This window comes from Novosphingobium sp. NFX11, assembly GCF_057376415.1.
This window is the reverse complement of the sequence record NZ_CP080384.1, coordinates 1,839,837-1,864,472: the sequence shown is the minus strand read 5'-3', so window position 1 is coordinate 1,864,472 and position 24,636 is coordinate 1,839,837. Positions and strand designations below refer to the sequence as shown.

24 protein-coding genes, 1 tRNA gene and 2 pseudogenes are annotated in these 24,636 nt (G+C 66.8%); 23 read left to right on the top strand and 4 right to left on the bottom strand.

Features of this window, described 5'->3' with window-relative positions:
• Position 1 precedes the first annotated feature (1 nt).
• From fabZ to KZO24_RS09475, 3 genes are all read left to right on the top strand, one after another.
• On the top strand, positions 2 to 454 hold the full coding sequence (gene fabZ, locus KZO24_RS09485; RefSeq protein ID WP_271181712.1) for a 3-hydroxyacyl-ACP dehydratase FabZ: 453 nt from the start codon (positions 2 to 4) through the stop codon (positions 452 to 454).
• Positions 455 to 598: 144 nt separating this feature from the next.
• Positions 599 to 826: a 50S ribosomal protein L31 gene (rpmE, locus tag KZO24_RS09480; RefSeq protein WP_008830262.1), complete on the top strand. Its 228-nt coding sequence runs from the start codon at positions 599 to 601 to the stop codon at positions 824 to 826.
• A 220-nt stretch (positions 827 to 1,046) separates the two neighbouring features.
• Positions 1,047 to 1,616 (top strand): superoxide dismutase family protein, encoded by a 570-nt coding sequence (locus KZO24_RS09475; RefSeq protein WP_271181711.1) that lies wholly within the window; start codon positions 1,047 to 1,049, stop codon positions 1,614 to 1,616.
• Between the two features lie 21 nt (positions 1,617 to 1,637).
• Here the strand turns inward: KZO24_RS09475 and KZO24_RS09470 are convergent, their stop codons facing one another.
• Positions 1,638 to 2,270: a prolyl hydroxylase family protein gene (locus KZO24_RS09470; RefSeq protein WP_271181710.1), complete on the bottom strand. Its 633-nt coding sequence runs from the start codon at positions 2,268 to 2,270 to the stop codon at positions 1,638 to 1,640.
• 178 nt (positions 2,271 to 2,448) lie between these two features.
• On the opposite strand from KZO24_RS09470, the gene KZO24_RS09465 reads away from it, so the two are divergent.
• From KZO24_RS09465 to KZO24_RS09420, 10 genes and pseudogenes are all read left to right on the top strand, one after another.
• Positions 2,449 to 2,525 (top strand) — tRNA-His (locus KZO24_RS09465).
• Between the two features lie 134 nt (positions 2,526 to 2,659).
• Positions 2,660 to 3,394 carry a heme ABC transporter permease CcmC gene (ccmC, locus tag KZO24_RS09460; protein WP_008830265.1) on the top strand — a complete coding sequence of 245 codons (735 nt, stop codon included), beginning with the start codon at positions 2,660 to 2,662 and terminating at the stop codon, positions 3,392 to 3,394.
• Positions 3,394 to 3,534: a hypothetical protein gene (locus tag KZO24_RS09455; protein ID WP_271181709.1), complete on the top strand. Its 141-nt coding sequence runs from the start codon at positions 3,394 to 3,396 to the stop codon at positions 3,532 to 3,534. The genes ccmC and KZO24_RS09455 overlap by 1 nt, the downstream gene beginning before the upstream one ends.
• Positions 3,534 to 4,004, top strand: a complete 471-nt coding sequence (gene ccmE, locus KZO24_RS09450) for a cytochrome c maturation protein CcmE (RefSeq protein WP_008830267.1) — start codon at positions 3,534 to 3,536, stop codon at positions 4,002 to 4,004. The genes KZO24_RS09455 and ccmE overlap by 1 nt, the downstream gene beginning before the upstream one ends.
• A gap of 13 nt (positions 4,005 to 4,017) precedes the next feature.
• Entirely contained in the window at positions 4,018 to 5,985 is a 1,968-nt protein-coding gene (locus KZO24_RS09445; protein WP_271181708.1) for a heme lyase CcmF/NrfE family subunit, read from the top strand.
• Entirely contained in the window at positions 5,982 to 6,533 is a 552-nt protein-coding gene (locus KZO24_RS09440) for a DsbE family thiol:disulfide interchange protein (RefSeq protein ID WP_271181707.1), read from the top strand. The genes KZO24_RS09445 and KZO24_RS09440 overlap by 4 nt, the downstream gene beginning before the upstream one ends.
• Positions 6,530 to 6,943, top strand: coding sequence for a cytochrome c-type biogenesis protein (locus KZO24_RS09435; protein ID WP_008830270.1), 414 nt, complete (start codon positions 6,530 to 6,532; stop codon positions 6,941 to 6,943). Before KZO24_RS09440 ends, KZO24_RS09435 begins: the two co-directional genes overlap by 4 nt.
• A complete protein-coding gene (locus tag KZO24_RS09430; RefSeq protein WP_486486101.1) occupies positions 6,940 to 7,686 on the top strand; it encodes a tetratricopeptide repeat protein in 747 nt (248 codons plus the stop codon). The genes KZO24_RS09435 and KZO24_RS09430 overlap by 4 nt, the downstream gene beginning before the upstream one ends.
• A 59-nt stretch (positions 7,687 to 7,745) precedes the next feature.
• Positions 7,746 to 9,697 (top strand): annotated as a pseudogene (locus KZO24_RS09425) (potassium transporter Kup).
• A gap of 103 nt (positions 9,698 to 9,800) precedes the next feature.
• Complete coding sequence (locus KZO24_RS09420; RefSeq protein WP_486486100.1) at positions 9,801 to 10,916, top strand: TonB family protein; 1,116 nt, start codon at positions 9,801 to 9,803, stop codon at positions 10,914 to 10,916.
• A 119-nt stretch (positions 10,917 to 11,035) separates the two neighbouring features.
• Here KZO24_RS09420 and KZO24_RS09415 read toward each other — a convergent pair whose 3' ends face one another.
• Entirely contained in the window at positions 11,036 to 11,533 is a 498-nt protein-coding gene (locus tag KZO24_RS09415; RefSeq protein ID WP_486486099.1) for an extensin family protein, read from the bottom strand.
• Between the two features lie 364 nt (positions 11,534 to 11,897).
• On the opposite strand from KZO24_RS09415, the pseudogene KZO24_RS09410 reads away from it, so the two are divergent.
• From KZO24_RS09410 to KZO24_RS09400, 3 genes and pseudogenes are all read left to right on the top strand, one after another.
• Positions 11,898 to 13,042 (top strand): annotated as a pseudogene (locus KZO24_RS09410) (phosphoserine transaminase).
• A 180-nt stretch (positions 13,043 to 13,222) separates the two neighbouring features.
• Positions 13,223 to 14,806, top strand: a complete 1,584-nt coding sequence (gene serA / locus KZO24_RS09405; RefSeq protein ID WP_271181702.1) for a phosphoglycerate dehydrogenase — start codon at positions 13,223 to 13,225, stop codon at positions 14,804 to 14,806.
• 138 nt (positions 14,807 to 14,944) lie between these two features.
• Positions 14,945 to 15,853, top strand: coding sequence for a bifunctional helix-turn-helix transcriptional regulator/GNAT family N-acetyltransferase (locus tag KZO24_RS09400; RefSeq protein WP_271181701.1), 909 nt, complete (start codon positions 14,945 to 14,947; stop codon positions 15,851 to 15,853).
• A gap of 4 nt (positions 15,854 to 15,857) precedes the next feature.
• On the opposite strand, the gene KZO24_RS09395 is transcribed toward KZO24_RS09400, so the two are convergent.
• Complete coding sequence (locus KZO24_RS09395; RefSeq protein WP_486486098.1) at positions 15,858 to 16,481, bottom strand: EF-hand domain-containing protein; 624 nt, start codon at positions 16,479 to 16,481, stop codon at positions 15,858 to 15,860.
• Between the two features lie 286 nt (positions 16,482 to 16,767).
• Here KZO24_RS09395 and KZO24_RS09390 point away from each other — a divergent pair, with 286 nt between their 5' ends.
• Positions 16,768 to 17,892: an ATP phosphoribosyltransferase regulatory subunit gene (locus tag KZO24_RS09390; protein WP_271181699.1), complete on the top strand. Its 1,125-nt coding sequence runs from the start codon at positions 16,768 to 16,770 to the stop codon at positions 17,890 to 17,892.
• On the opposite strand, the gene KZO24_RS09385 is transcribed toward KZO24_RS09390, so the two are convergent.
• Positions 17,889 to 18,752 carry an alpha/beta hydrolase gene (locus tag KZO24_RS09385; RefSeq protein ID WP_370424720.1) on the bottom strand — a complete coding sequence of 288 codons (864 nt, stop codon included), beginning with the start codon at positions 18,750 to 18,752 and terminating at the stop codon, positions 17,889 to 17,891. The genes KZO24_RS09390 and KZO24_RS09385 overlap by 4 nt on opposite strands.
• Before the next feature lie 236 nt (positions 18,753 to 18,988).
• Here KZO24_RS09385 and KZO24_RS09380 point away from each other — a divergent pair, with 236 nt between their 5' ends.
• From KZO24_RS09380 to KZO24_RS09355, 6 genes are all read left to right on the top strand, one after another.
• Positions 18,989 to 20,278, top strand: a complete 1,290-nt coding sequence (locus KZO24_RS09380; RefSeq protein WP_271181698.1) for an adenylosuccinate synthase — start codon at positions 18,989 to 18,991, stop codon at positions 20,276 to 20,278.
• A gap of 5 nt (positions 20,279 to 20,283) precedes the next feature.
• Positions 20,284 to 20,778 (top strand): L,D-transpeptidase family protein, encoded by a 495-nt coding sequence (locus KZO24_RS09375; RefSeq protein WP_271182136.1) that lies wholly within the window; start codon positions 20,284 to 20,286, stop codon positions 20,776 to 20,778.
• A gap of 168 nt (positions 20,779 to 20,946) precedes the next feature.
• Complete coding sequence (locus KZO24_RS09370) at positions 20,947 to 21,345, top strand: MarR family transcriptional regulator (RefSeq protein ID WP_486486097.1); 399 nt, start codon at positions 20,947 to 20,949, stop codon at positions 21,343 to 21,345.
• 49 nt (positions 21,346 to 21,394) lie between these two features.
• Positions 21,395 to 23,449 carry an FUSC family protein gene (locus KZO24_RS09365; protein WP_271181696.1) on the top strand — a complete coding sequence of 685 codons (2,055 nt, stop codon included), beginning with the start codon at positions 21,395 to 21,397 and terminating at the stop codon, positions 23,447 to 23,449.
• Positions 23,446 to 23,661 carry a DUF1656 domain-containing protein gene (locus KZO24_RS09360; protein ID WP_271181695.1) on the top strand — a complete coding sequence of 72 codons (216 nt, stop codon included), beginning with the start codon at positions 23,446 to 23,448 and terminating at the stop codon, positions 23,659 to 23,661. Before KZO24_RS09365 ends, KZO24_RS09360 begins: the two co-directional genes overlap by 4 nt.
• Positions 23,658 to 24,611 (top strand): efflux RND transporter periplasmic adaptor subunit, encoded by a 954-nt coding sequence (locus KZO24_RS09355; RefSeq protein WP_271181694.1) that lies wholly within the window; start codon positions 23,658 to 23,660, stop codon positions 24,609 to 24,611. The genes KZO24_RS09360 and KZO24_RS09355 overlap by 4 nt, the downstream gene beginning before the upstream one ends.
• Positions 24,612 to 24,636: the final 25 nt, after the last annotated feature.

Sequence of the window (24,636 nt, the reverse complement as noted above, 5' to 3'; positions counted from 1 at the left end):
CATGAGCGATAACGCCGAAGTCGTGTACGACACCGCGAAGATCCTGGCGGCGCTTCCGCACCGCTACCCGATGCTGCTCGTCGACCGCGTGGTCTCGATCTCTGAGGAGGAGATCGAGGCGGTCAAGGCGGTGAGCTTCAACGAGGACTTCTTCCAGGGGCACTTCCCCGGCCGACCGATCATGCCCGGCGTCCTCCAGATCGAGGCGCTGGCGCAGGCTGCGGGCATCCTCGCGATCGAGACCCTCGGCCTTGCCGGGACCGGCAAGCTGGTGTACTTCATGGCGATCGAGGACGCGAAGTTCCGCGCCCCCGTGACCCCCGGGCACCTGCTGACACTGCGCACCGGCTTCGTCCAGAAGCGCTCGCGCGTGTGCAAGTTCTGGGGCAAGGCCTCCATCGACGACAAGGTGACCTGCGAGGTCAACTTCACGGCGATGATCGCGGACGCCTGAGGCGGAACCTCATCATTCCCCTCTCGCTTGCGGGAGGGGCAGAGGTGGGCTTCTTCACCCTTGCATTCCGGCCCGCTTCGCTGTAAGCGCGCCGCTTTCAAGCCAGGCCGGTCGGAACCGGCCACATGCGAAAGAGATAGACCCATGAAGGCCGATACGCATCCCGACTACCACACCATCACGGTGCAGATGACCGACGGCAGCACCTTCCAGACCCGCTCGACCTGGGGCAAGGAAGGCGACACGCTGGTTCTGGACATCGACCCGACCTCGCACCCGGCATGGACCGGCGGCAAGGCCCAGCTTCAGGACGGTGGCCGCGTGGCCCAGTTCAACAAGCGTTTCGGCGGTCTCACGCTCAAGAAGAACTGATTGGGCGGGGCTTCGCGCTTCCGAACATCAGCTTCACGAAGAAGGCGGTCCCTGGGGCCGCCTTTTTTGTTGCCCGCATAGCGGGCAAAATTTCATTGCCAGTTGCGATTGCCTTTCATGTGCAGGGCTTTAGGGTCGTGAATGTCCACGCGGGGCGGGGAACGTCCATGCGTGCGGCTGCGTTTCGCAGCCATCCAGCCCGAAAGACCGGAGATACGATATGAAGCGATCCTCCCGCATCCTCGCCGCCTCGGCGGTCCTGCTCTCGCTCGCCGGCGCTGCCGGTGCGGCTGATGACCATACCGGCCACTCCGCAACGACTGCGGCCGCAGCGCCGATGATCCATGCCGACCTGATCGGGCTGGACGGCAAGACCATCGGCATGGTCATGCTGCAGGAGACCCCGGCAGGCGTCCTCGTCAGCGCCGAGGCCAAGGGCATTCCGGCGGGTGAGCACGGCTTCCACTTCCACCAGAAGGGTGTGTGCGACACCGCGACCAAGTTCGACAGTTCGGGCGGCCACTTCACCGGCGGCGATCACCAGCACGGCTACATGGTCGCGACCGGCCCGCATGGCGGTGACATGCCGAATCAGAATGTCGGCGCCGACGGCCTGCTCAAGACGCAGGTGCTGAATTCCGGCGTGACGCTCTCGCCGGGGCCGAAGTCGCTGCTCGACGCGGACGGTTCGGCGCTGGTGATCCACGCAGGCTTGGACGACTACACCAGCCAGCCTTCGGGCAACGCCGGTGGCCGCATCGCCTGCGCGGTGATCGCTGCGGCCAAGTAAAAGTCCGGGCGGCCTTGGGGATCAGCCCCAGGGCCGCTCGCGATACCATTGCGTGATGACGTACTTGCGGCCCTTGCGCACCTTCATCGCGTGATGAAGCGTCGCCGCGTTACAGCTGCCGTCAGCGCGGCGGTTGTTCCAGCCGATGAGCTTGCCGGTCTCGGGCTGGATCATCTTGTCGATGACCTTGAAGCGAGTCGCGCCCCCGGCCTCGACGTCGTTCAGGTAGATCATGAAGGTCCAGGTCCGCTGGCCGGGAACCTTGCAGTATTTCTCGAAATCGGCGCTGTCGGGCTCGAAATAATCGGTGTGCGCCTTGAACTCCTGCCCGACTTCATAGCGCTGTCCCTGCAGCGGTTCCGCATGGGCAAGGTCGATGCCGGAAAGTCGGGACAGCGCCTGCGCCAGTTCGTCGACCACCGGATAGTCGCGTGACAGGTCGCAGGTCGAACTGGTCCGGAACGCATCGTCTCCGTTGTAGTCGGCGATCGTCGAGGGGCGGTTGTTGGTCTCGATCAGATCGACCAACTGCGCGCAGCGCTCGGCGTCGAGGAACTCGCGCAGGATGAACAGGTCGAGCCGGGACGATGGGAAGCGCTGAACGCCGGGGTGGGATAGCAGTCTTGCAGCCGATGATTCGCCGGGTTCGTCCATGCGCCGACCTTAGCCACGGGCAGGGCGCAGGAAAATCGCGTGCGAGGTGCCGGGCAGGTAAATTTCGCCTCTCCGCATTTTTGCTTTGCAAGAATCCGCGCGCTGTGCAAAAGGCGCGCTCCGCACCGGATGCAGCAGCGTCCGATGCCGGACGCGGCGCCTCTCGAGTGCGCCTGTGGCGATCGTAGCTCAGTTGGTTAGAGCGCCGGTTTGTGGTACCGGAGGTCGTGGGTTCGAACCCCATCGATCGCCCCATTTTCTCCCTTTTACCACAGTGTGATGCTCATAGCGGCATCATGATACCAATGCCCGATTGGCGCATGAAAAGCGCTGTGCTTTGATCTGAGTCACTTGCTCCTTTCAACACGCACTATAGAAGCGCGCCTGTCATGCACGGCTTTGCCAATCCCGCCCGTTTTCTGCGCATCGCCCGCTGGCTGATGCCCCTGTGCATGGGCACGGGACTGGTCGTCGCCTTCGCGGCGCTGGGCTGGGGGCTGTTCGTCGCCCCTGCCGAGCGCCTGCAGGGAGAGACGGTGCGCATCGTCTATCTTCACGTGCCCGCCGCCTGGCTGGGCATGGCCGGGTGGATGGGGATCGCGGGCGCGAGCTTCACCGAACTCGTCTGGCGTCATCCGCTCGCGGCCATCGCGGCGAAGGCCTGCGCGGTGCCGGGCGCGGTTTTTACCGCCGTCTGCTTACTTACAGGTTCGCTGTGGGGGCGTCCTGCGTGGGGGACATGGTGGGTCTGGGACGGACGGCTGACCTCGATGCTGGTGCTGCTGTTCCTCTACTTCGGCTGGATGGCGCTGTCTCAGGCGAGCGAGGCTGCGGACGGCGGCCAGAATCGCGCGCCCGCCATCTTCGGGCTCGTCGGCGCGGTGAACGTGCCGATCATTCATTACTCGGTGATCTGGTGGAACAGCCAGCACCAGCCGCCGAGCATCACCGTGGGCAAGTCCGCGATGTCGGGCGATTTTCTGGTGCCGCTGCTTGCCGCGATGCTCGGTTTCACGCTGATCTTCGCAGGCGTCGTGCTCGCCCGGATGCGTGCGATCCTGGCCGAGCAGCAGGCCGAGGCGCGGCTGCGCAGGAAAGCGCGCGCGGAAGTGGAGGCGTTCTGATGCGTGAAGCGATGGACCCATGGGCCTTCGTGGTCGCGGCCTATGTGGTCGGCGTCGGCGCGACGCTGGCGATGGTCTCATGGGCGCTGCTTTCGATGCGCCGCGCAGAAAAGCGCCGTGATTCCGCGAGGAACCGCTGATGGCGACGGTCGCCAAGAGCCCGATCAAGGCCAAGCACCAGCGCCTCGTGCTGCTGATCGTCGCGCTGGTCGTGCTCATCGGGGCGGCGTTGCTCGCCGCATGGGCGCTGCGCAATCAGGCGAGCTACTTCTACGTGCCGAGCGAGATCGTCGCCAGGCCGCCCGAGCCCGGCCGCGCCGTGCGCCTTGGCGGCATGGTCGAGAAGGGCTCGCTCAAGACGGCGGCGGACGGAGTGACGATCAATTTCGCCGTGCAGGACGGCAAGGCGCGCGTGCCGGTGACCTTCAAGGGCATCGTGCCCTCGCTGTTCGTCGAGGGGTCCGGCGTCGTCGCCGAGGGTAAGATGGGCACGGACGGCACATTCGTCGCCGACAACCTCCTTGCCAAGCATGACGAGAACTACGTGCCTCGCGAGATGCAGGACATGTCCAGGGAACAGGCCCAGAAGGTCATGCAAGAAACCAAATGATCGCTGAACCCAAATGATCGCTGAACTAGGTCTTGCCGCCCTCTGGCTGGCGGCGGCGCTGGCGGCGCTGCAACTCGTTTCCGGTGCGCTGGGGCTGACAGAGCGCGGCGCCGTGCTCGGCGGTGCGGTGCGCCCCGTGGCGGTGGTGCAGGGCGGGCTGGCGCTGCTGGCCTTCGCCTGTCTCATCTACGTCTTTTCGGTCACCGATCTGTCGGTGAAGCTGGTCGCGCTCAATTCGCATTCGATGAAGCCGCTGGTGTTCAAGATCGCCGGCGCCTGGGGCAACCACGAGGGGTCGATGCTCCTGTGGGTGACGGTGATGGGGCTGGGCGGCGCCTTCGTGGCGCTCGTCGAAAAGCGCTTGCCGGAACGCACCATGCTGGCGACGCTGGCCGGGCAGGCTTTCGTGAGCCTTGGCTTCTATGCCTTCCTGCTGTTTGCCTCCAACCCGTTCGAGCGGCTTTCGCCGGTGCCGATGGAGGGTAACGGGCTCAACCCGCTGCTGCAGGACCTTGGCCTCGCGTTCCATCCGCCGACGCTCTACCTGGGCTATGTGGGGCTCTCGATCGCGTTCAGTTTCGCTATCGGTGCTCTGGTGACGCGCGAGGTCGGCCCGGCGTTCGCCAAGGCGATGCGCCCGTGGGTGCTGGGCGCGTGGATATTCCTCACCGTGGGCATCACCGCCGGTTCGTACTGGGCCTATTACGAACTGGGTTGGGGCGGCTGGTGGTTCTGGGACCCGGTCGAGAACGCCTCGCTGATGCCCTGGCTGGCGGCGACGGCACTGCTCCATTCGTGCGGCGTGCTGGCGGCGCGCAATGCACTGCGCGCCTGGACGATCATGCTGGGCGTGGTCGCGTTCTCGATGTCGATGATCGGCACGTTCCTGGTGCGCTCGGGCATCCTGACGAGCGTGCATGCCTTTGCCGTCGATCCGCAGCGCGGCACGTTCATCCTCGCGCTGCTGGCAATCTACATCGGCGGCGCGCTGGTGCTGTTCGGCCTGCGCGCCGCGACCGTGACCGAGGGCGAGCGCTTTGCCTTCGTCAGCCGCGAGGGCGCGTTGGTGGTCAACAACGTGATGCTCTCGGCGATCCTGGGCATCGTGCTGTTCGGCACGCTCTACCCGCTGTTCGCAGAGGCGATGGGAGCCAAGGTTTCGGTCGGGCCGCCGTACTTCAATCCGATGAGCGCGCTGTTCGCGGTGCCGATGCTGGTCGTGCTCATGGTCGGGCCGTTGCTGCGCTGGCGGCGGGACAAGTTCGGGCGCGTCGGCCGCGAGCTGGTGATCCCGGCGATGCTGATCGTCGCGGCGGGGATCTGCGTACTAGTGCTGGGCGGCGTCGCGCTGCTGCCCTGGATCGGTCTTGCGCTGTCGGTCGGGCTCGGATGGGCCAGCCTGCTGCCGCTCAAGGGCCGCAATTTGCGCCGCACGCCGCTGCCGATCTGGGGTATGGTGGTGGCGCACTTTGGCATTGCCGTCGCGCTGTTCGGCATGAGCAGCGAGAGCGCCTTCTCCGTCGAGAAGCTGGTCGCCGTGCGCATGGGCGAGGTCACGCAAGTCGGGCCATGGGGCGTCAAGCTCGACACCGTCGAGCCTGTCGCCGGTCCGAACTGGACGGCGATGGAGGCGCGCCTGCTGGTGCGCTACGGTATCGACGGTAAGGTGACCCGCATGCTCCCGCAGTCGCGCAGCTTCTGGGCGCCGCCGCAGCAGACTAGCGAATCGGCGCTGCTGACGCGCTGGAATGGCCAGCTTTACGCCGTGCTCGGCGGCGAGGCGCCCAAGGTCGATGGCGAGAAGCAATCGCGCTGGCAACTGCGCTTGTGGTGGAAGCCTTTCGCGCCGCTGATCTGGATCGGCGGTCTGCTGATCGCGCTGGGCGGCCTGCTGGCGCTGGTGGGCCGGGTGGCGGCCGACGTGCGGCGGATCGTGGCCAAGGACAAGATCGCCTATCGGCGCGAGAAGCAGGGACGATGAGCGATTTACCCGCAAAAGCGCCACGTTGGGCGATCTGGCTGCCGCTGGCGCTGTTCCTCGGCTTCGTGGCGCTGGTGATCGTGGGGCTCTATCGTCCGGCGGACCGCAATGTCGCCTCCGCGCTCGTCGGCAAGTCGATGCCGCAGTTCGATCTGCCTGCCGCCTTGCCGGGGCGGCCCGGCCTCGACAGCAAGGTGCTCGCCAACGGCAAGCCGCACCTCGTCAACGTGTTCGCCAGCTGGTGCATTCCCTGCCGCGTCGAGGCGCCGCAACTCGGAGCGCTGGCCAAGGCCGGGGTGCCGATCGAAGGCATCTCGGTGCGCGACACGACCGAGAACCTGCAGGGCTTCCTTCAAACGAACGGCGACCCGTTCCAGCGCATCGGCGCGGACGATGACGGGAAAGTGCAACTGGCGCTCGGCTCGTCCGGCGTTCCGGAGACTTACGTGGTCGATGGTAAGGGCACGATCGTTTACCAGCACATCGGCGAAATCCGGCCCGAGCACCTCGGGGTGCTGCTTGAGAAGCTGAAGGAGGCGGGTGAGTGAAGCGCCTGATCGCTCTCGTTGCGCTTGCTCTCGCGGCTCCCGTGTTCGCGCAGGAGGAGCAGTCCACTGCGCCTTACGCCTATCGTCAGCTCGATGATCCGGCGCAGGAAACCAAGGCGCAGGACCTCATGGAGACCCTGCGCTGCCTTCAGTGCCAGGGCCAGTCGATTGCGGATTCGGACGCGCCGATCGCGGGCTCGATGCGCTCGCTGGTTCGCGAGCGGATCAAGGCGGGCGAGACTCCCGAGCAGATCCGCGCCTGGCTGATCGAGCGCTACGGCGACTACGTCAGCTATGCGCCTCAGCTCACCGGCCTGACCTGGCCGCTGTTCGCGGTGCCGGGCGTGCTGCTGCTCATCGCCTTCCTGCTGCTGCGGCGCCGCTTTTCCGCAAAAGGAGCAGGGCAGTGACCTGGGTTTTCGTGATCGGCCTAGCCGTCCTCGTGCTGGCGGTGCTGCTTTTCGTATTCAAGGTGCCGCGCGGATGCCGCGAGGCGGTGGCTTCGGCGCTGCTGCTCGGCATCGCGGGATACGTGACGCAGGGCTCCCCGAGCTTGGCAGGAGCGCCGAAGGATTCGGCCGAGTCCGTGTCCGCCGACCCCGCCGCGCTTGTCGAAGGCCGCGCCAAGGTCACCAATAGCGGCATCCCGACCAGCAACCGCTGGGTGGTGATCGCCGATGGCCTCGCTCGCAACGGTCAGTATGCCGATGCCGCCGAAGTCCTTCGCGGGGCGATCGAGGATGACCCCAAGAACGCCGACGCCTGGCTGGCGCTGGCCAATTCGCTGGTCGCCCACGCAGACAACATGCTGACGCCGCCCGCGCTCTACGCCTACCAGCGTGCGATCGACGCGGAGCCGGATGCGCCGGGCGCACGATTCTTCCTCGGCCTCGCCTATGCGCGCGAGGGGAAACTCGCCGAGGCGCGTGCCTTGTGGGTGGATGTTGTGAAGACCGCACCCGAGGATGCGCCATGGCGCCTGCCGCTCGCCCAGCAACTGATGCGCCTCGACGCCGCGATCGCGGCGCAAAACGGTCAGGCCCCGACCGAGATCGGCGCCCGTTCAGCCCGGCCCGGCCAATCCCTGAACGGAACATTGCCGCCGGGCGCGGGGATTGTAAGTATCGTTGCTTGGCCCCATTCATGCTGCTAACGGCGCAAGCCTGCCGCAGCCGCTCTAGCGTGTCTGCGAGTCCATTACAGGACGCATGAATGAGTGATTCTCCAGCAGACACACCTTACGTTCCTTCGACGGCGGGTGAGTCTCACAGTTCGGGCGGCCATCACGGCCAGGGCTCGGGCAATATCACCAAGCTCGCGCTTGGCGCGGTCGGCGTCGTCTTCGGCGACATCGGCACCAGCCCCTCTATGCCTTCCGCGAAACCTTCGTCGGCCCGCATCCGCTGGCGATCGACGAACTGCACGTACTCGGCGTCGTCAGCCTGATCTTCTGGTCGATGACGCTGGTGGTGTCGGTGCAGTACGTCGGTGTGCTGATGCGTGCGGACAACAAGGGGCAGGGCGGCAGCCTCGCGCTTGTCGCGCTGATTTCCGGCGCGATCCGCAAGTCCGGCTACGGCCCGCTGGTGGTGCTGCTGGGCGTCTTCGCGACCTCGCTGTTCTACGGCGACTCGATGATTACCCCGGCGGTCTCGGTGCTCTCGGCGGTCGAGGGGCTCACCGTCGTCCAGTCCGACCTCGCGCCCTTCGTGCTGCCGATCGCGCTGGTGCTGCTGATCGCGCTGTTCGTCATCCAGAAGAGCGGCACCGCCAAGATCGGCGCGCTGTTCGCGCCGGTCATGGTGACCTACTTCACCGTGCTCGCGGTGCTGGGCATCTACCATCTGGTCCAGATGCCCGAGGTGCTGGTGGCGCTGAACCCGTGGTACGCGATCCAGTTCTTCCTGACCGACAAAATCCTCGGCTTCCTGGCGCTCGGCTCGGTCGTGCTGGCGGTGACAGGGGCGGAGGCGCTCTATGCCGACATGGGGCACTTCGGGCGCGGCCCGCTGCGCCTGTCGTGGTTCGCCTTCGTGATGCCCTGCCTGCTCATCAACTACTTCGGGCAGGCGGCGATGATCCTGGGTCTCGACGACGCGCAGGCGGCGGTCGCGATGGAGAACCCGTTCTTCAACCTCGCGCCCGAATCGCTGCGCCTGCCGCTGGTGATCCTGGCGACCTGCGCCACCTTCATCGCCAGCCAGGCGGTGATCTCGGGCGCGTTCTCGATCACCCATCAGGCGATGCAACTGGGCTTCATCCCGCGCCTCTCGACCCGCCACACCAGCGAGCACGAGGCGGGCCAGATCTACATCCCCTTCGTCAACTGGGCGCTGATGACCGGCGTGATCGTACTGGTCCTGGTGTTCCAGAACTCGTCGAACCTCGCCTCGGCCTACGGCATCGCGGTGACCGGGGCGATGCTGATCGACACCTGCCTGATGGCGGTGATGCTGCTGGTCGTGTGGAAATGGCACAAGGCCCTGGCGATCCCGGTGATCGTCACCTTCTTCGTGGTCGATGGCGCCTACTTCGCCGCCAACGCCACCAAGATCCCCGACGGCGGCTGGTTCCCGCTGATGATCGGCGGCATCGCCTTCACCCTGCTGACGACGTGGAACAAGGGCCGCCGCCTGATGCGCGACCGCATGACCGAGGCCGCGCTGCCGCTCAACGTCTTCGCCAAGAGCGCCCACGGCAGCGCCGCGCGGGTGCCGGGCACGGCGATCTTCATGGCCTCCAGCAACATGGGCGTGCCCTCGGCGCTGCTCCACAACATCAAGCACAACAAGGTGCTGCACGAGCGCGTCGTCGTGCTGACGGTGGAAGTGCAGGACGGCCCCTATGTGGAGCCGGAGGACCGCTTCACCGTCGTCGATCTGGGGCAGGGCTTCTACCGATTGACGCTGCGCTACGGCTTCATGGAGGAGACCGACATTCCCGCCGCGCTGGCCCATGCGCCGATGTGCGGCGGCCCGTTCGAGATGATGAAGACCAGCTTCTTCCTCTCGCGCCAGACATTGGTACCCTCGGAGAAGCCCGGCATGGCGATCTGGCGCGAAAAGCTGTTCGCGTGGATGATGCGCAATGCGGCGAGCGCAATGGAATTCTTCCGCCTCCCGACGAACCGCGTGGTGGAACTGGGCAGCCAGCTGGAGATTTGATGCGTCGACTTCGGCGCAGAACCGGATCGATTGTGGCGCCGATCTGTCCTTGTCCTGTCTTGACAACGTGTTAGCCTGAAATCTCCGGACAAGGAGATCAGGCATGGTGGCGGTTGCTCTGGCAGTTCTGATGGCGGCGGCGGCGCCTCCTGCGGTCCCTCCGCCGCCGGTCGTCGCCGATGAATTCCGCCGTTCCAGCGAACGCGGTCTTGCCGCCTGGACGCCCGGGGACGTGCGCTGCGATGGCAGCGCTCTCGTCTCCGGCGCGCCGCTGCGCCGTCCGCTGAACACCATCGGCTGGCGCGGGCCGAATGCGCAGCAGTCGGTGACGCTGCGTTTCGACATCGACGCCAGTGGCCGACCGGTCTCGATCACGCGCGGGGATGCCCGCTTCGCGCCCAACGACGACATCGCGCCCGCGCTCGCCGCCAGTCGGTTCCCGTCCAAGGCGCACAGCGCCTGCTCGGTGACCTATGCGGTCGCGGTGGAGCCTTTCGCGACTGCGTCGGTGCCCGATCTGGTGTCCTACACGGTGACGCCGCTGAACGGACGGCTGCCGATGCCGGGCTGGGAGCGCATCCGCGAAGGTAGCAACTGCGCCGACGCCCCGCGCCCGCAGCCGCTGGTGCGCGCGCTCCCGGATTTCGCGAAGCTGCCCGGCACCCCAGGCATGAAGGAATGGACGCTGGTGACGTACGACACCGATGCGGGCGGCAAGCCGGTGAACGTGCGGATCGGCACCGGCACCGGCAACAAGGCGCTCGATGCGGCGGCGGTCAAGGCGATGCGCAGATCGCGCTTCACCGGCGGTGCGCGCAAGGGGTGTTCCTATCCCTACTGGCGCCAGCCCGAAGTGCTCCCCGCGCCGCCGATGCCGGAAAAGAGCGCGTTTCCCGCAGGCGACAAGTGCCCGGCCGGGCAGGACTGGGCGAGCCAGCCGGTGCTTCGCTTCCCGCAGGCCTACAACCGCCGCCGGATCGAGGGCTGGGCGGTCGTCAGCTACGACATCGCGCCGTGGGGGGCGGTGGGCAATGCCAAGGTGCTGGCCGCGCAGCCTTCCGACGATTTCGGGCGGCAGGCGCTGCAGGTGATCCAGTCGGCCAAGGCGGCGCCCTCGCAGGAAGGCCGCAGCGGCTGCATCGAACGCATCCGTTTCGCGATCCATCCCGATGCGGGCGACAGCGACGACGCGCCCGATCCGATCATCCTGGGCGGCTGAGCCCCGTTCCTCCCGGGAGCCTCACCTTCCGTCATTGCGAGCGCAGCGAAGCAATCCAGCGCAGTCTTGCGCCGCCCTGGATTGCTTCGCTGCGCTCGCAATGACGAATGGGCGCGTCGTCAGCGGCAGAAATCCGCGCCGTCCGCCTCAAGATGGAAATGGTTCTCGTGCGCGGCGTTGTAACCGGGGCCCAGCGTCGTGCCGAAGCGCTTGCAGGCGCTGTCGTGGACCACGCGCAGGAAGCGGCGTTCTGCCGGGGTGCCGCCGTTCCAGCCGGCCAGCACGGTGATGCGCCGTCCGTCGCCGAGGACGAACCCCGAGACGTCGATGGCATTGGCACTGGCATGACCCGACCGGCGTGAAGTGCCCGCGACGTTGCGGCACGAATAACTGCCGAACGTCTCGATCTTCACCAGTCGGCTGCCGAGGATCTGCTGCGCCGCGCGGTCCACGCCGTAGCGTGCCCAGCCCGCAAAGGCTGTCGAGGTTGCGCAAGTCACGGGGCCGAGCCCGGAAACGGTCACCGTGGCGTCGTCTGTGTTGAGCGCGGCCAGCTTGACCGTCCCCACCGTGGAGCAGGCGCTGCCGTACCAGCGATCTTCGACTGGCGTGAACACGGCCTGCTGTGCGCTCAGCGTAGAGAGGCACTGCCGCAGTTCGGGGCGCGGCGGCGCGGGTCGGGGGCGACTCGCCGCGTGATTCGGCCGCCGGTTCGAAGGCGCCGGACGGTCGATGCACCCGCTGAGCACGGCAAGCAGGGGAGGGCGAACAAAATTCTATGCATGGGTCCAAGCTCTTGGGGGAGTGCCTTAACCTGTGCTTATCCGTGCCTTACACGGCGGCAGGGCGCCATATGCATGCGACCGTTTTGCACAGTGAACTGGCCTGCAAGACGATTGACATCCCCGTGGGTGCCACTAGGAGCGGCTCCGGGCCACGCGGTCCCAACGCCGCGCGTGCTCTCTGTAAGGAGAGTCAGAAATGACTGATTTGATTGCCGTTCCCGCGCGTAAACCTGCTCGTCCGCAGTTCTCTTCCGGACCTTGCGCCAAGCCGCCCGGCTATTCCCCCGAAAAGCTCGCCACCGAATCGCTGGGTCGTTCGCACCGTGCGAAGATCGGCAAGACGCGCCTCGCCTACTGCATCGAACTGATGCGCGAAGTGCTGCAGCTGCCCGATACGCACCGCATCGGCATCGTGCCCGGTTCGGACACCGGCGCCTTCGAAATGGCCATGTGGACCATGCTCGGCGCGCGCGGCGTGACGACGGTTGCGTGGGAAAGCTTCGGCGAAGGCTGGGTGACGGACGCCGCCAAGCAGCTCAAGCTCGATCCCACCGTGATCCGCGCCGACTACGGCCAGCTGCCCGACCTCACCCAGATCGATTTCAGCAGCGATGTGCTGTTCACCTGGAACGGCACCACCTCGGGCGTGCGCGTCCCCAACGCTGACTTCATCCCCGACGATCGTGAAGGCCTGACCTTCGCCGACTCGACCTCGGCGGTGTTCGCCTACGACATCGACTGGTCGAAGATCGACGTCGCCACCTTCTCCTGGCAGAAGGTTCTGGGCGGCGAGGGCGGTCACGGCGTCCTCATCCTCGGCCCCCGCGCGGTTGAGCGTCTGGAAACCTACACCCCGGCATGGCCGCTTCCCAAGGTGTTCCGCCTCGTTTCCAAGGGCAAGCTCGCAGAGGGCGTGTTCAAGGGCGAGACGATCAACACCCCTCGATGCTCGCCGTCGAGGACGCGATCTTCGCGCTGGAATGGTCGAAGTCGCTGGGCGGTCTGGAAGGTCTGAAGGCCCGTTCGGATGCCAACGCCGCTGCCCTTGGCAAGATCGTCGCCGAGCGTGACTGGCTGGGCCACCTTGCGGTGGACGAGGCGACCCGTTCGAAGACCTCGGTCTGCCTGACCGTCGAAGGCGCCGACGCCGACTTCATCAAGAAGTTCGCCGCCCTGCTCGAAAAGCAGGACGCCGCCTACGACGTCGCCGGATACCGCGATGCCCCTGCGGGCCTGCGCATCTGGTGCGGCGCCACCGTCGACACCCAGGACATCGAGGATCTCGGTCCCTGGCTCGACTGGGCCTATGCCACCGTCAAGGCCGAGCAGGTCGCAGCGTAAGAACACCGTCGTCATTCCCGCGAAGGCGGGAACCCAGCTGATGACGGTGCAACCTGAAACAGCATCAGTTGGGTCCCCGCCTTCGCGGGGATGACGAGGATCTTGCTGCGCGATCGAGTTTCACTCAGCGATTTTTCACTCCGCCATGGCCCTTACGGCCAGCGTGAAGGAACCTATTCCATGACCAAGCCCAAAGTCCTCATTTCCGACAAGATGGACCCCAACGCCGCCCGCATCTTCGAGGAGATGGGCTGCGACGTAGACGTCATCACCGGCGAGAACCCGGAACAGCAGATCGCCCGCATCGGTGAATACGATGGCCTCGCCATCCGTTCGTCGACCAAGGTGACCAAGGAAATGCTGGCCGCCGCCAAGAACCTCAAGGTCATCGGCCGCGCCGGCATCGGCGTCGACAACGTCGATATCCCTGCCGCCTCGGCGCAGGGCGTCGTGGTGATGAACACCCCGTTCGGCAACTCGATCACCACTGCGGAGCACGCCATCGCCCTGATGTTCGCGCTCGCCCGCCAGCTGCCCGAGGCGAACGCCCAGACGCAGGCCGGTACGTGGCCGAAGAACGGCTTCATGGGCGTCGAAGTCACCGGCAAGACGCTGGGCCTCATCGGCGCCGGCAACATCGGTTCCATCGTCGCCAGCCGAGCGCTGGGCCTGCGCATGAAGGTCGTCGCCTTCGACCCGTTCCTGACGCCTGAGCGCGCCGTGGAAATGGGCGTCGAGAAGGCGGACCTCGAAACGCTGCTGGCCAAGGCGGACTTCATCACGCTGCACACGCCGCTGACCGACCAGACCCGCAACATCCTCTCGGCCGAGAACCTCGCCAAGACCAAGAAGGGCGTTCGCATCATCAACTGCGCACGCGGCGGTCTGGTGGACGAAGCCGCGCTGAAGGCGGGCCTCGATTCGGGCCACATCGCGGGCGCCGCTCTCGACGTGTTCCAGACCGAGCCGGCCAAGGAATCGCCGCTGTTCGGCACCCCGAACTTCATCTGCACCCCGCACCTGGGCGCATCGACCACCGAAGCGCAGGTCAACGTGGCGCTGCAGGTGGCCGAGCAGATGGCCGACTACCTCGTCAACGGCGGCGTCACCAACGCGCTCAACATGCCCTCGCTGAGCGCCGAGGAAGCCCCCAAGCTCAAGCCTTACATGAAGCTGGCCGAAGTGCTGGGTTCGATGGTCGGCCAGCTGACCGTGGACTCGGTTCCGCGCATCTCGATCCACGTCGAGGGCGCCGCTGCCGAACTGAACCAGAAGCCGATCACCGCCGCCGTCCTCGCCGGTTTCCTGCGCGTGCAGTCGGCCACGGTGAACATGGTCAACGCCCCGTTCCTCGCCAAGGAGCGCGGCCTCGAAGTGCGCGAAGTGAAGACCGAGCGCGAGGGCGACTACCACACCCTGATCCGCGTCTCGGTGAAGACCGAAGCGGGCGAGCGTTCGGTGGCTGGCACGCTGTTCAACAACGTCGAGCCGCGCCTCGTCGAGATGTTCGGCATCAAGGTCGAGGCGGAACTCGACGGTTCGATGCTCTACATCGTCAACGAGGACGCGCCGGGCTTCATCGGCCGCATCGGTACGCTGCTGGGCGAGAACGCGATCAACATCGGCACCTTCAACCTCGGCCGCCGTGCGGCTGGCGGCGAAGCGGTGCTGCTGCTCTCGGTGGACGGCGATCTCTCGGCCGGACTGCTGGAGCAGGCACGCGCGCTGCCGGGCGTGAAGACCGTCAAGGCGCTGACGTTCTGAGCTGACGCTTTAACAGGCTCCCAACGGAAGAGGGGTCGGTGCCTTGTGGCGCCGGCCCTTTTTCGTTCGGGAGGCGTCGTTCGCCTCGCGCTTCTCGATATTGTTGACTCAGTCAACATAATCGATCAAGGCTGGCGCATGAACCAGGCCATCGACGCGATCCGCACCTTCAACCGCTTCTTCACCCGGCACGTCGGCGCCATCGACGCGCGCTTTCTCGATACCGACGCGAACCTGCCGGAAGCGCGCCTCCTGTTCGAGATCGCGCGGCTCGGGCCGGTGCTGGCCAATGTCCTGCAGGCGGAGCTGGGCCTCGATCGCGGTTACCTCAGCCGGATGATCGCCCGGTTCGAGGATCGGGGCTGGGTCGCGCGGGACCGGCTCGACAGCGACGCGCGTGCCCGCCCGATCCGGCTGACGCAGGCGGGGCAGGCGGCTTTCGAGGAGATCGACGGGCGCCAGCGCGATGCCGTCGCGCACGATCTGGAACGCCTGAGCGCGACCGAGCGCGACGATCTGGTGCAGGCGCTGACAAGAGCGCGGCTGCTGCTGGATCGCCAGGCGCCCGATGCCTTCACGATCCGCGATGCGCGGGTCGGCGAAGTCAGTCAGGTGGCGGCGCGTCAATCCGTGCTTTACGCCGAAAGCCACAGTTGGGGGCACGGGCTCGAGGTGGTCGAGGCGGAAACCACTGCGGCTTTCCTGCGAAACTTCGATGCGGAGCGAGAGCGCTGCTGGGTCGCGGATCTGGGCGGTGTCATGGCCGGTGCAGTGTTCCTCACCGACGAGGGCGAAGGCACCGCTCGGCTGCGCCTGCTCCACGTAGAGCCTTTCGCGCGGCGGCGGGGCATCGGCGACGCGCTGGTCGCCGGCTGCCTCGATTTCGCGCGGGAGAAGGGCTACCGGCAGGTGGTGCTATGGACGCATACCGTGCTCGAAGCCGCGCGCCGCATCTACGCGCGCAACGGCTTCGAGTGCATCGACACTCAGGTTCACCATACGTTCGGCGAACCGGTTCAGGGCGAGACCTGGCGCGTGCTGCTCTGAAGCATCAGCGCGGCGGCGGGCCGCCCATCGGGCCATTCATGGCGCCGCCGGGGCCGCGCATGCGTTCGCCGTCCTTGCCCTTGGGGCGCAGTTCTTCCATCGACAGGTAGCCGTCGTGGTCGGTGTCCGCCGCGTCGAACAGCTTGCCTTCGTAGGCCAGCAGTTCCGCCAGCGAGACGCCTGCGTCGTAATTGGTGTTGGCGCGGGCGATGACGGTGCCGCTGAGGGGCTCGATCAACCGCGCGAGTGCGCGATCCTCGCCGACGTCGGGCATGACTGCCTCGACGATCGGGCCGCTTCGGTCACCGGTCGCGGCATCGTCGCTGGCGGCGGCCGAGCCCATCTTGCTCTGCCATGCGCTGAATTCCGCCATGGAGATAGTGCCGTTGCGGTCCGCATCGATCGCGGCGAAACGCTCCTTGATGATGACCGCGCGTCGCGCTTCGACGAGGGCGTGCAGTTCGTCTAGGGTCACGGTGCCATCGCGGTTGGTATCGGCGGCACGGAACATGTCGGTGACGATCTTGTCGAAGCGGGCGCGCTTGATGGGCTTGGGCGGCTGCGGCGGTCGGGCACCACCACCGGGGCCACCGGGAGGGCCTCCGCCGCCCATGTCGTCTCCGCCCATGCCCCTCCCATTCCGCCGCTACCCATGCCGCCATCCATGCCTCCGGGCATGCCTTGGGCGAGGGCGGGCGGTGCGAGGGTCATCAGCAATGCGGCCAGAAGCGGGGTAATCGTGCGGGCAGGGCTCATGGTCGGGCCTTTGTTGGTTGAAAGCGAATGCGTCCCGCCAGACGCATGGCTTCGACTTAGCCGCTGGACCTTCCGGAGCCGACGGAAAATTCGTCGCCAATCGTCGCAGATTTGTACATTCGACAACCGCGCTTGGGCGGGCTAAGGGCGCGGCCATTATGCAGGAAAACGACCGCGATCTTCTGCCCGAGGGCTTGGGCGACCGTCTGCCGCAGCAGGCATGGGCATCACAGACGGTGCGCCGCGCCGCGCATGACGTTCTCGCGAGCCACGGCTACGCGCGCGTCGAGACCCCGGTGCTCGAATTCGAGAAGGCGCTGGCGCACCGCATGGCGGGCGTTCAGGTGCGCCGCATGTTCCGCTTCGTCGATCCGGTCTCGATGCGGATGCTGGCACTGCGGTCCGATATCACCGCGCAAGTCGCGCGCATCGCCGCGACCGGCCTTGCACAAGCGCCGCGTCCGCTGCGGCTGTCCTATTCGGGGCAGGTCGTGACCATCAAGGGCGACGGCCTCGATCCGGCGCGTGAGCGGCTGCAGTTGGGCGCGGAACTCGTCGGCACCGATTCGACCGAAGCCGTGGCCGAAATCGTCGAACTGGCGATCGAGACGCTGCGCGCGGCAGGCGCGACGGGCGTTTCGGTGGACTTCACGCTCCCCGATCTCGTCGATACGCTGAGCGCCGGCGCGCTGCCCTTGCCCTCGATGAACATCGAGGCGGTGCGCCAGATGCTCGACGCCAAGGACGCGGGCGGGCTCGTCGATGCGGGCGGCGAGGCCTATCTGCCGCTGCTCTATGCCGTCGGCCCGTTCGATAGCGCGATCGAGCGGCTGGCTGAATTCGACGTCGGTGGCGTGCTCGCCAGCCGTATCGCCGCGCTGCGGGCGATCGCCGCGCGGGTGAGCGGCAAGGCGCGGTTGACCCTCGATCCGTCCGAGCGTCATGGCTTCGAGTATCAGTCGTGGTTCGGCTTCACGATCTACGCTGACGGCGTGCCCGGCAGCCTCGGGCGCGGCGGTACATATTCGATTCTTGGTCAGACCGGCCGCAATCCGGAAGCCGCGACGGGCTTCTCGCTCTATCCCGATCCGCTGATCGAGAGCCTGTCCGCCGCTGCGGGCGAAGAGCGCCGCCTGTTCCTCCCGCTCGGCCATGACCGCGAGGTCGCCAGTCGTCAGCGGGCGATCGGCTGGGTGACCGTCGCCGCGCTTTCGGAAGCGGACGATGCGCTGGCGCTCGGCTGCTCGCACAAGCTGGAAGGCGGCGAGGCGGTCGCGCTTTAGCCGAACACCCGGGCAAGCCAGCGGTCGACTACGCCGGTCGCGGCATAGTCCGGATTGCCCAGTTCGCGGTTGATCTGCATGTGTCCCGGCAATCCGCGTCCGGGGAAGCCTTCGCGCTCGACCTGCGTGCCCGCCTTGCGCAGCGCGGTTTCCAGTTCCTGGGCTTGCCCCACGCCGTCGGCGCGCTGGACGTGGAGGAGCAGGAATTGCGGCGCGTTGGGCGCGGCGGCCTGCAAGGTGGGCGACAGGGCGCGCTGGCGGGATGCCTCGGTTCCGAAGGCTTGCCGATATGTAGCGCCCATCAGCCGCCCGGCATCCTGCATCTGTTCGGCCACGTCATAGGCGGCGCCGTCGATCGGGATCACGCCGCGAATGTCGGCGTAGGATAGTCCGGCCTTGCGCAGATACTGTGGATCTGTGCCGACCAGTGCCACCAGATGCGCGCCCGCGCTGTGCCCCATCAGCACGACCTTGCCGCGCGCGATACCTAGCGAATCCGCCTGTTTGAGCAGGGCCGCGAGTGCATCGGCGACATCCTGCGCCTGCTGCTCCACGGTCGCGTCCGGGACTAGCCGGTAGTTGACGCTGGCGAAGGCGTAGCCCTCGCCGGTGTAGTGCGCGACCTTGTAGCGGCCGGTGGCGCTGTCCTTGTCGCCGCGCTTCCAGCCACCGCCGTGAACGAAGACGACCAGTGGGGAAGGCTTTTTGCGCGCGGCCCCGTTCTGAGTTCCTGGCCAGAAATCGAGCGTCTGCAGCGCTCCGGTGCCGTAACTCAGCGTTTCCGTTCGCTGCTGCCCGAGGGCGGGCGTAGCTACCGCCAGCAGCAGGGCACCGATCGTGATCATTGGGGTTTTCTTCATGGTCGCATGCTCCCGTGGTATGTCTGCAGGGTCGCAGGCCGGAGCGGGCAGGGGCAAGTCGCCAAGTGTAATGAAGAGTAACCCGTTCGTGCCGGTGACCCTTGACTACCGCCCCCCTTGCCCTTAGGGCGCCGACCGAAAAAGCCGGGGCCTCCTGCCCCACCGTAAATCCGTATCGTCGAGTCCTGTCGAAGGGCGATACCGGATCCACCGTGGCAGGGTGGAGGAGCATATCCATGGCAAATGTTACCGTGATCGGCGCCCAGTGGGGCGATGAGGGCAAAGGCAAGATCGTCGACTGGCTCGCCAGCCGTGCGGACGCAGTTGTGCGGTTCCAGGGCGGCCACAACGCGGGCCACACGCTCGTCGTCGGCGAGCAGGTCTACAAGCTGAGCCTGCTGCCTTCGGGCATCGTCACCGGCACCCTCTCGATCATCGGCAACGGCGTCGTGCTCGACCCGTGGCACCTCAAGTCCGAAGTCGAGAAGCTTCGCGGCCAGGGCGTCGAGATCAATCCCGAGAACTTCGCGATCGCCGACAACTGCCCGCTGATCCTGCCGGTTCACCGCGAGCTGGACGGCCTGCGCGAAGCGGCCGCCGGTGCGGGCAAGATCGGCACCACCGGTCGCGGCATCGGCCCGGCTTACGAGGACAAGGTCGGCCGCCGCGCGATCCGCGTCTGCGATCTGGCGCATCTCGATGCACTGGAGCCGCAGCTCGATCGCCTCTGCGCGCACCACGACGCGCTGCGCGCCGGTTTCGGCCAGCCCCCGATCGACCGCGAGGCGCTGCTCAACGAACTGCGCGAGATCGCGCCTTTCGTGCTGCAGTTCGCCCAGCCCGTGTGGAAGCGCCTCAACAAGGTCCGCAAGGCGGGCGCGCGCATCCTGTTCGAAGGCGCGCAGGGCGTGCTGCTCGACGTCGATCACGGCACCTATCCCTTCGTCACCAGCTCCAACACCGTGTCGGGCACTGCTGCCAGCGGTTCGGGCCTCGGCCCCTCGGCGACCGGCTTCGTGCTGGGCATCGTCAAGGCCTACACCACCCGCGTCGGCTCCGGCCCGTTCCCGACCGAGCTGGAGGACGAGACCGGCCAGCGCCTTGGCGAGCGTGGCCACGAATTCGGCACCGTCACCGGCCGCAAGCGCCGCTGCGGCTGGTTCGACGCGGTGTTGACGCGCCAGTCCTGCGCGATCTCGGGCGTCACCGGGATCGCGCTGACCAAGCTCGACGTGCTCGACGGGTTCGAGAAGGTGAAGATCTGCACCGGCTACCGCCTCAAGGGTAAGGTGCTGGATTACTACCCGAGCCACGCCGCCGATCAGGCCGCGGTCGAGCCGATCTACGAGGAAATGGACGGCTGGCAGGGCACCACCGCCGGTGCCCGTTCGTGGGCGGACCTCCCCGCGCAGGCGATCAAGTACATCCAGCGCGTCCAGGAACTGATCGAGACGCCGGTGGCGCTCGTCTCCACCAGCCCCGAGCGCGAGGACACCATCCTCGTGCGCGATCCCTTCGTGGATTGATGATGATGCGGGGCGTCCTGAGGTTCGCCCCGCTGCTTCTGCTGCTGGGCGCCACTGAAGCGCCCCGGCCTTTGAAACTGCCTGACATCGACATGATCCGCGTACGCAAGGCGGCGCGGATCATGGAACTCTGGTCCGGCGGCCGCCTCGTCGATGTGATCGAGCATATCCAGCTCGGCGACGAGCCCGTCGGCCCCAAGCGCTTCGAAGGCGACGAGCGGACCCCGGAGGGGCGTTACGTCATCGACTGGGGCAACCCGGCGAGCGCCTATCATCTCTCGCTTCATATCTCTTACCCCAACGCCGACGACCGCGCCTTTGCGGCGGGGCGTGGGCGCTCTGCGGGCGGGATGATCATGATCCACGGTCAGCCGAACGACTGGGCTGCGGGCCGTGTACCCGGCGACTGGACCGACGGCTGCATTGCGGTTTCCGACGAAGAGATTGAGGCTCTGTGGGAAGTCGTGGCCGACGGCACCCCCATCGAGATCGAACCCTGAGCCATCCTCCCCATCGCTCCGTGACAGGGAGGATCACGAGATACCAACGTCCCACTTGCGCGGATTGCAATTTCCGGCATTGCTGGTTTGTAAATCGCAAGGGTAACCCGGTTGCCCGATAATAGTTAGGAGCCTAAGTACCCGCCACCCCCGATCCCCCCAGGACCCATGACCGACCGATCGAGCCTTGCCCATGACCTCGCCACGCAACTCGCGCCTGTCGCGCGGGCGTGGCGACAGCTTGCCGACCGCATCCTTGCCTCGCTGGAGATTTCCAACTCGGCGGGATGGGCGCTGGTCCATCTCGAGCGGCTGGGCGCAGGGGCGAGGCAGGCGGATCTGGCGCGGGCGATCGGCATCACCGAAGCTTCGCTGACCACCACCGTGCGCCAGCTCGAATCGGCGGGCCTCGTCGAGCGGCTCGCCGATGCCGGTGACCGCCGGGCCAATCTCCTCCACCTGACCGGCGAGGGCGCGCGCATCGCCCGCAAGGCGGAAGCGCGGCTGGTGGCGCTGCGGGGGAATTGCTGGGCGGCATTCCGGACGCCGACCTCGAAGCGGCCGTAAAGCTGATTACCACGGTCGGCAGCCGCGCCGCCGAGATGCGGGGGCGGGCATGAACGGGCCGGTCTTCGCGCGCTGGGGCGTCCCGGCGGCCATCTTTTCGATCAAGGCATTCCTCGCGGCGATCCTCGCGGCGTACATTTCGTTTTCGATCGGGCTGGAGCGACCGTACTGGGCCTTTCTCACCGCCTACATCGTCGCCGCGCCGCTGGCGGGTGCGGTGGTGTCCAAGGCGCTGTTCCGCGTCATCGGCACGTTCATCGGCGCGACCGCCTCGGTGCTCATGGTGCCGCCGCTCGCGCACTCGCCCGAACTGTTGACGCTGGCGCTCGCATCGTGGCTGGCGCTGTGCGTCTTCGTCTCGCTGCTCGACCGGACGCCGCGCGGCTACATCTTCGTGCTGGCGGGCTATACCGCCTGCCTGATCGTGCTGCCGACGGTGAGCACGCCCGACCTCATCTTCGAGGACGCGGCACTGCGCGTTCAGGAGATCACCATCGGTATCCTGTGCGGCAGCCTGATCCATGGCGTCGTCCTGCCGGGCTCGGTCTCGACGTTCCTGCTCGGCCGTGTGGCGATGATGCTGCGAGATGCCGAGCGCTGGAGCCGCGATTCGCTTGAGCTTGAGCCCGATCCCTCGATCGAGGCGGAAAAGCGTCGGCTGGCGCAGGACGTCACCGAACTGCACCAGCTTTCGATTCACCTGCCGTTCGAGACCAGCCGCCTCGCCCCGCGCGTGCGCACGGTGCGGGCGCTGCAGGACCAGCTCTCGCTGCTCATGCCGCTGGGGGCGGCGGTGTCCGATCGCATCGCAGCACTGCGCGAACGTGATGCGATGAGCGACGAGGCCGAGGCGCTGCTGGCGGATACCCGCGCCTGGCTTTCACATATCGAGAACGACCGTGAGGAACGCGAGCGCATAGGGACCGAACTCAAGGCCCGCTGCGTCGCACTGGAGCCGCAAGTGGACGGCGCCTCGGGCTGGAACGACATGCTTGTGCTCAGCCTGGGCTCGCGGCTGGCCAGCCTCATCGAAGCGCACCTCGATTGCCGCGATCTGGCCGACCAGATGGGTACGAGGAATCGCAAGCCGGTTTCCGCGCGCATTCCGCCGCTGCTGGAAGGGCGGCGCAACCGCGAGGTTCATCGCGACTATCGCGGCGCGGTGCGCGGTGCGGCCGGTGCGGCGCTGACGATCATCCTGGGCTGCACGCTCTGGATCGGCAGCGGCTGGAACGACGGTGCTACCGCCGTCATGCTGGCGGGCGTGTTCCTGGCGCTGTTCGCCGCATCCGACAATCCGCTGTTGCCGCTGTGGATGTTCTTCAACGGCACGCTCATCGCAACGATCCTGGGCATGATCTACGCTTTCGCGATCCTGCCACGCGTCGACGGGTTTCCGATGCTCGCGCTGACTCTGGCGCCCCCTTTGCTGGTGCTGGGTTCGCTGATGCATTCTCCCCGCTACGCCGGCGTTGCGCTGCCCTCGCTGCTCGGCATGGGCAGCCCCTTCATCATCGCCGAGAAGTATACCGACAACTTCGCCACTTTCGCCAACGGCTCGCTGGCGCAGCTGCTGGGCACGCTGTTCGCGATCATCATGGCACGTCTGCTGCAGACGGCCGGGCTGGAGAGCGCCATCCGCCGCACCCTGCGCGCGGGCTGGCGCGATATCGCCGAGCGAGCCAACCTCTACGGACCGCCCGACGTGCGTGGCTGGATCAACCGCATGCTCGACCGTATCGCGCTGCTCAATCCCCGCCTTGCGCTCTCCGGCAAGCAGCCGGGCGCGCCGCTCTATGACGTGCTGCGTGATCTTCGCACCGGCGTGGCAATCGGTGAACTGCGCGAACTGCGTCTCGACCTGCCGCCCGCCCGCAGCGCGCCGCTGACCAGCGTGCTGGCCGACGTCGCGGCTTACTATCGCCGTCTCGAGCCCGATCACCGCCCGCCCGCAGCGCCCGAACTGTTGGGTGATATTGACGCGGCGCTCCACGTCTTCATCCGCGACGAGGACCGTTCGGTGCGCCGCAAGGCCGCTCTGGCGCTGATCTCGCTGCGCCGTAACATCTTTCCAGAAGCCGCCGCGCTGAAAGGCCAGCCATGAACGGCGAAGTCTCCATCCTGGGCGTCTACATGCCCGCCCTCCTGCTGATCGCGGTGATCGCCTCGGTCCTGACCATGCTGCTGATGCGTGTGGCGGACTTCGTCGGCTTCTACCGCATCGTCGCCTATCGCGCGCTCGTCGACCTGTGCCTTTATGTCATGGTGTTCGGTGCGCTTTCCTTCCTCGCCACCTGGTCCGGTCTCCACCCATGAAGAACCTGCTTCCCGCCATCGGCCGCAGCGCCGCCACTATCGTCATCGTCCTGCTCGCGGCCTTCATCGCGTACTGGATGTGGATGCATTACGAGCGCAGCCCCTGGACCCGGGACGGCCGGGTGCGTGCCGACGTGGTGCGGGTGACGCCGGACATCGGCGGCCTCGTGACTTCGGTGGCGGTGCGCGACAACCAGGTGGTCAAGGCAGGCGACCTGCTGTTCGTGATCGACAAGCCGCGGTATTCGCTGGCGGTCGAGGAAGCGCAGGCGAGCCTTGCCAGCGCGAAGGCGACGCTGGGGCAGGCGCAGCGCGAGGCTTCGCGCGACCTTGCGCTCGGCGATCTCGTCGCCACCGAATCCCATGAGCAGAACGTCGCCAAGGTCGCCACTGCCCGCGCCGCCGTGCAGGAAGCGGTAAGCGCGGTCGATCGCGCGAAGCTCGACCTCCAGCGCACGCAAGTCCATGCCTCGGTCAATGGCACCGTGACCAACCTCGACCTGCATCCGGGCGACTACGTGGCCGCCGGAAGCCAGGCCATGGCGCTGGTCGATGGCGATTCGATCCGCGTCGAGGGCTACTTCGAGGAAACCAAGCTGCCGCTCATCCACATCGGCGCGCCGGTGAGCGTGAAGCTGATGGGCGAGGGGCAGGTACTCAAGGGTCGTGTCGAGAGCATCGCGGCGGGCATCAACGACGATACACGCAGCGACTCGGGCAACCTGCTGCCCAACGTCGCTGCAACGTTCTCATGGGTGCGCCTCGCCCAGCGGATCCCGGTGCGCGTGCGCCTGACGCATGTGCCGAAGAACGTGCGCCTGATCCTCGGCCGCACTGCGACGGTGACGATCGAGCAGCATGACGGCGAACCGAAGCGACAGGCACGTCCGGTTCCGGCCCCGGCGGCGGCTCCCGCTCCCGCCGCGACGCAGAGCGCGGGAGCCCGGTGATGCGTCCCGCCCGTCTTCTCTGCGC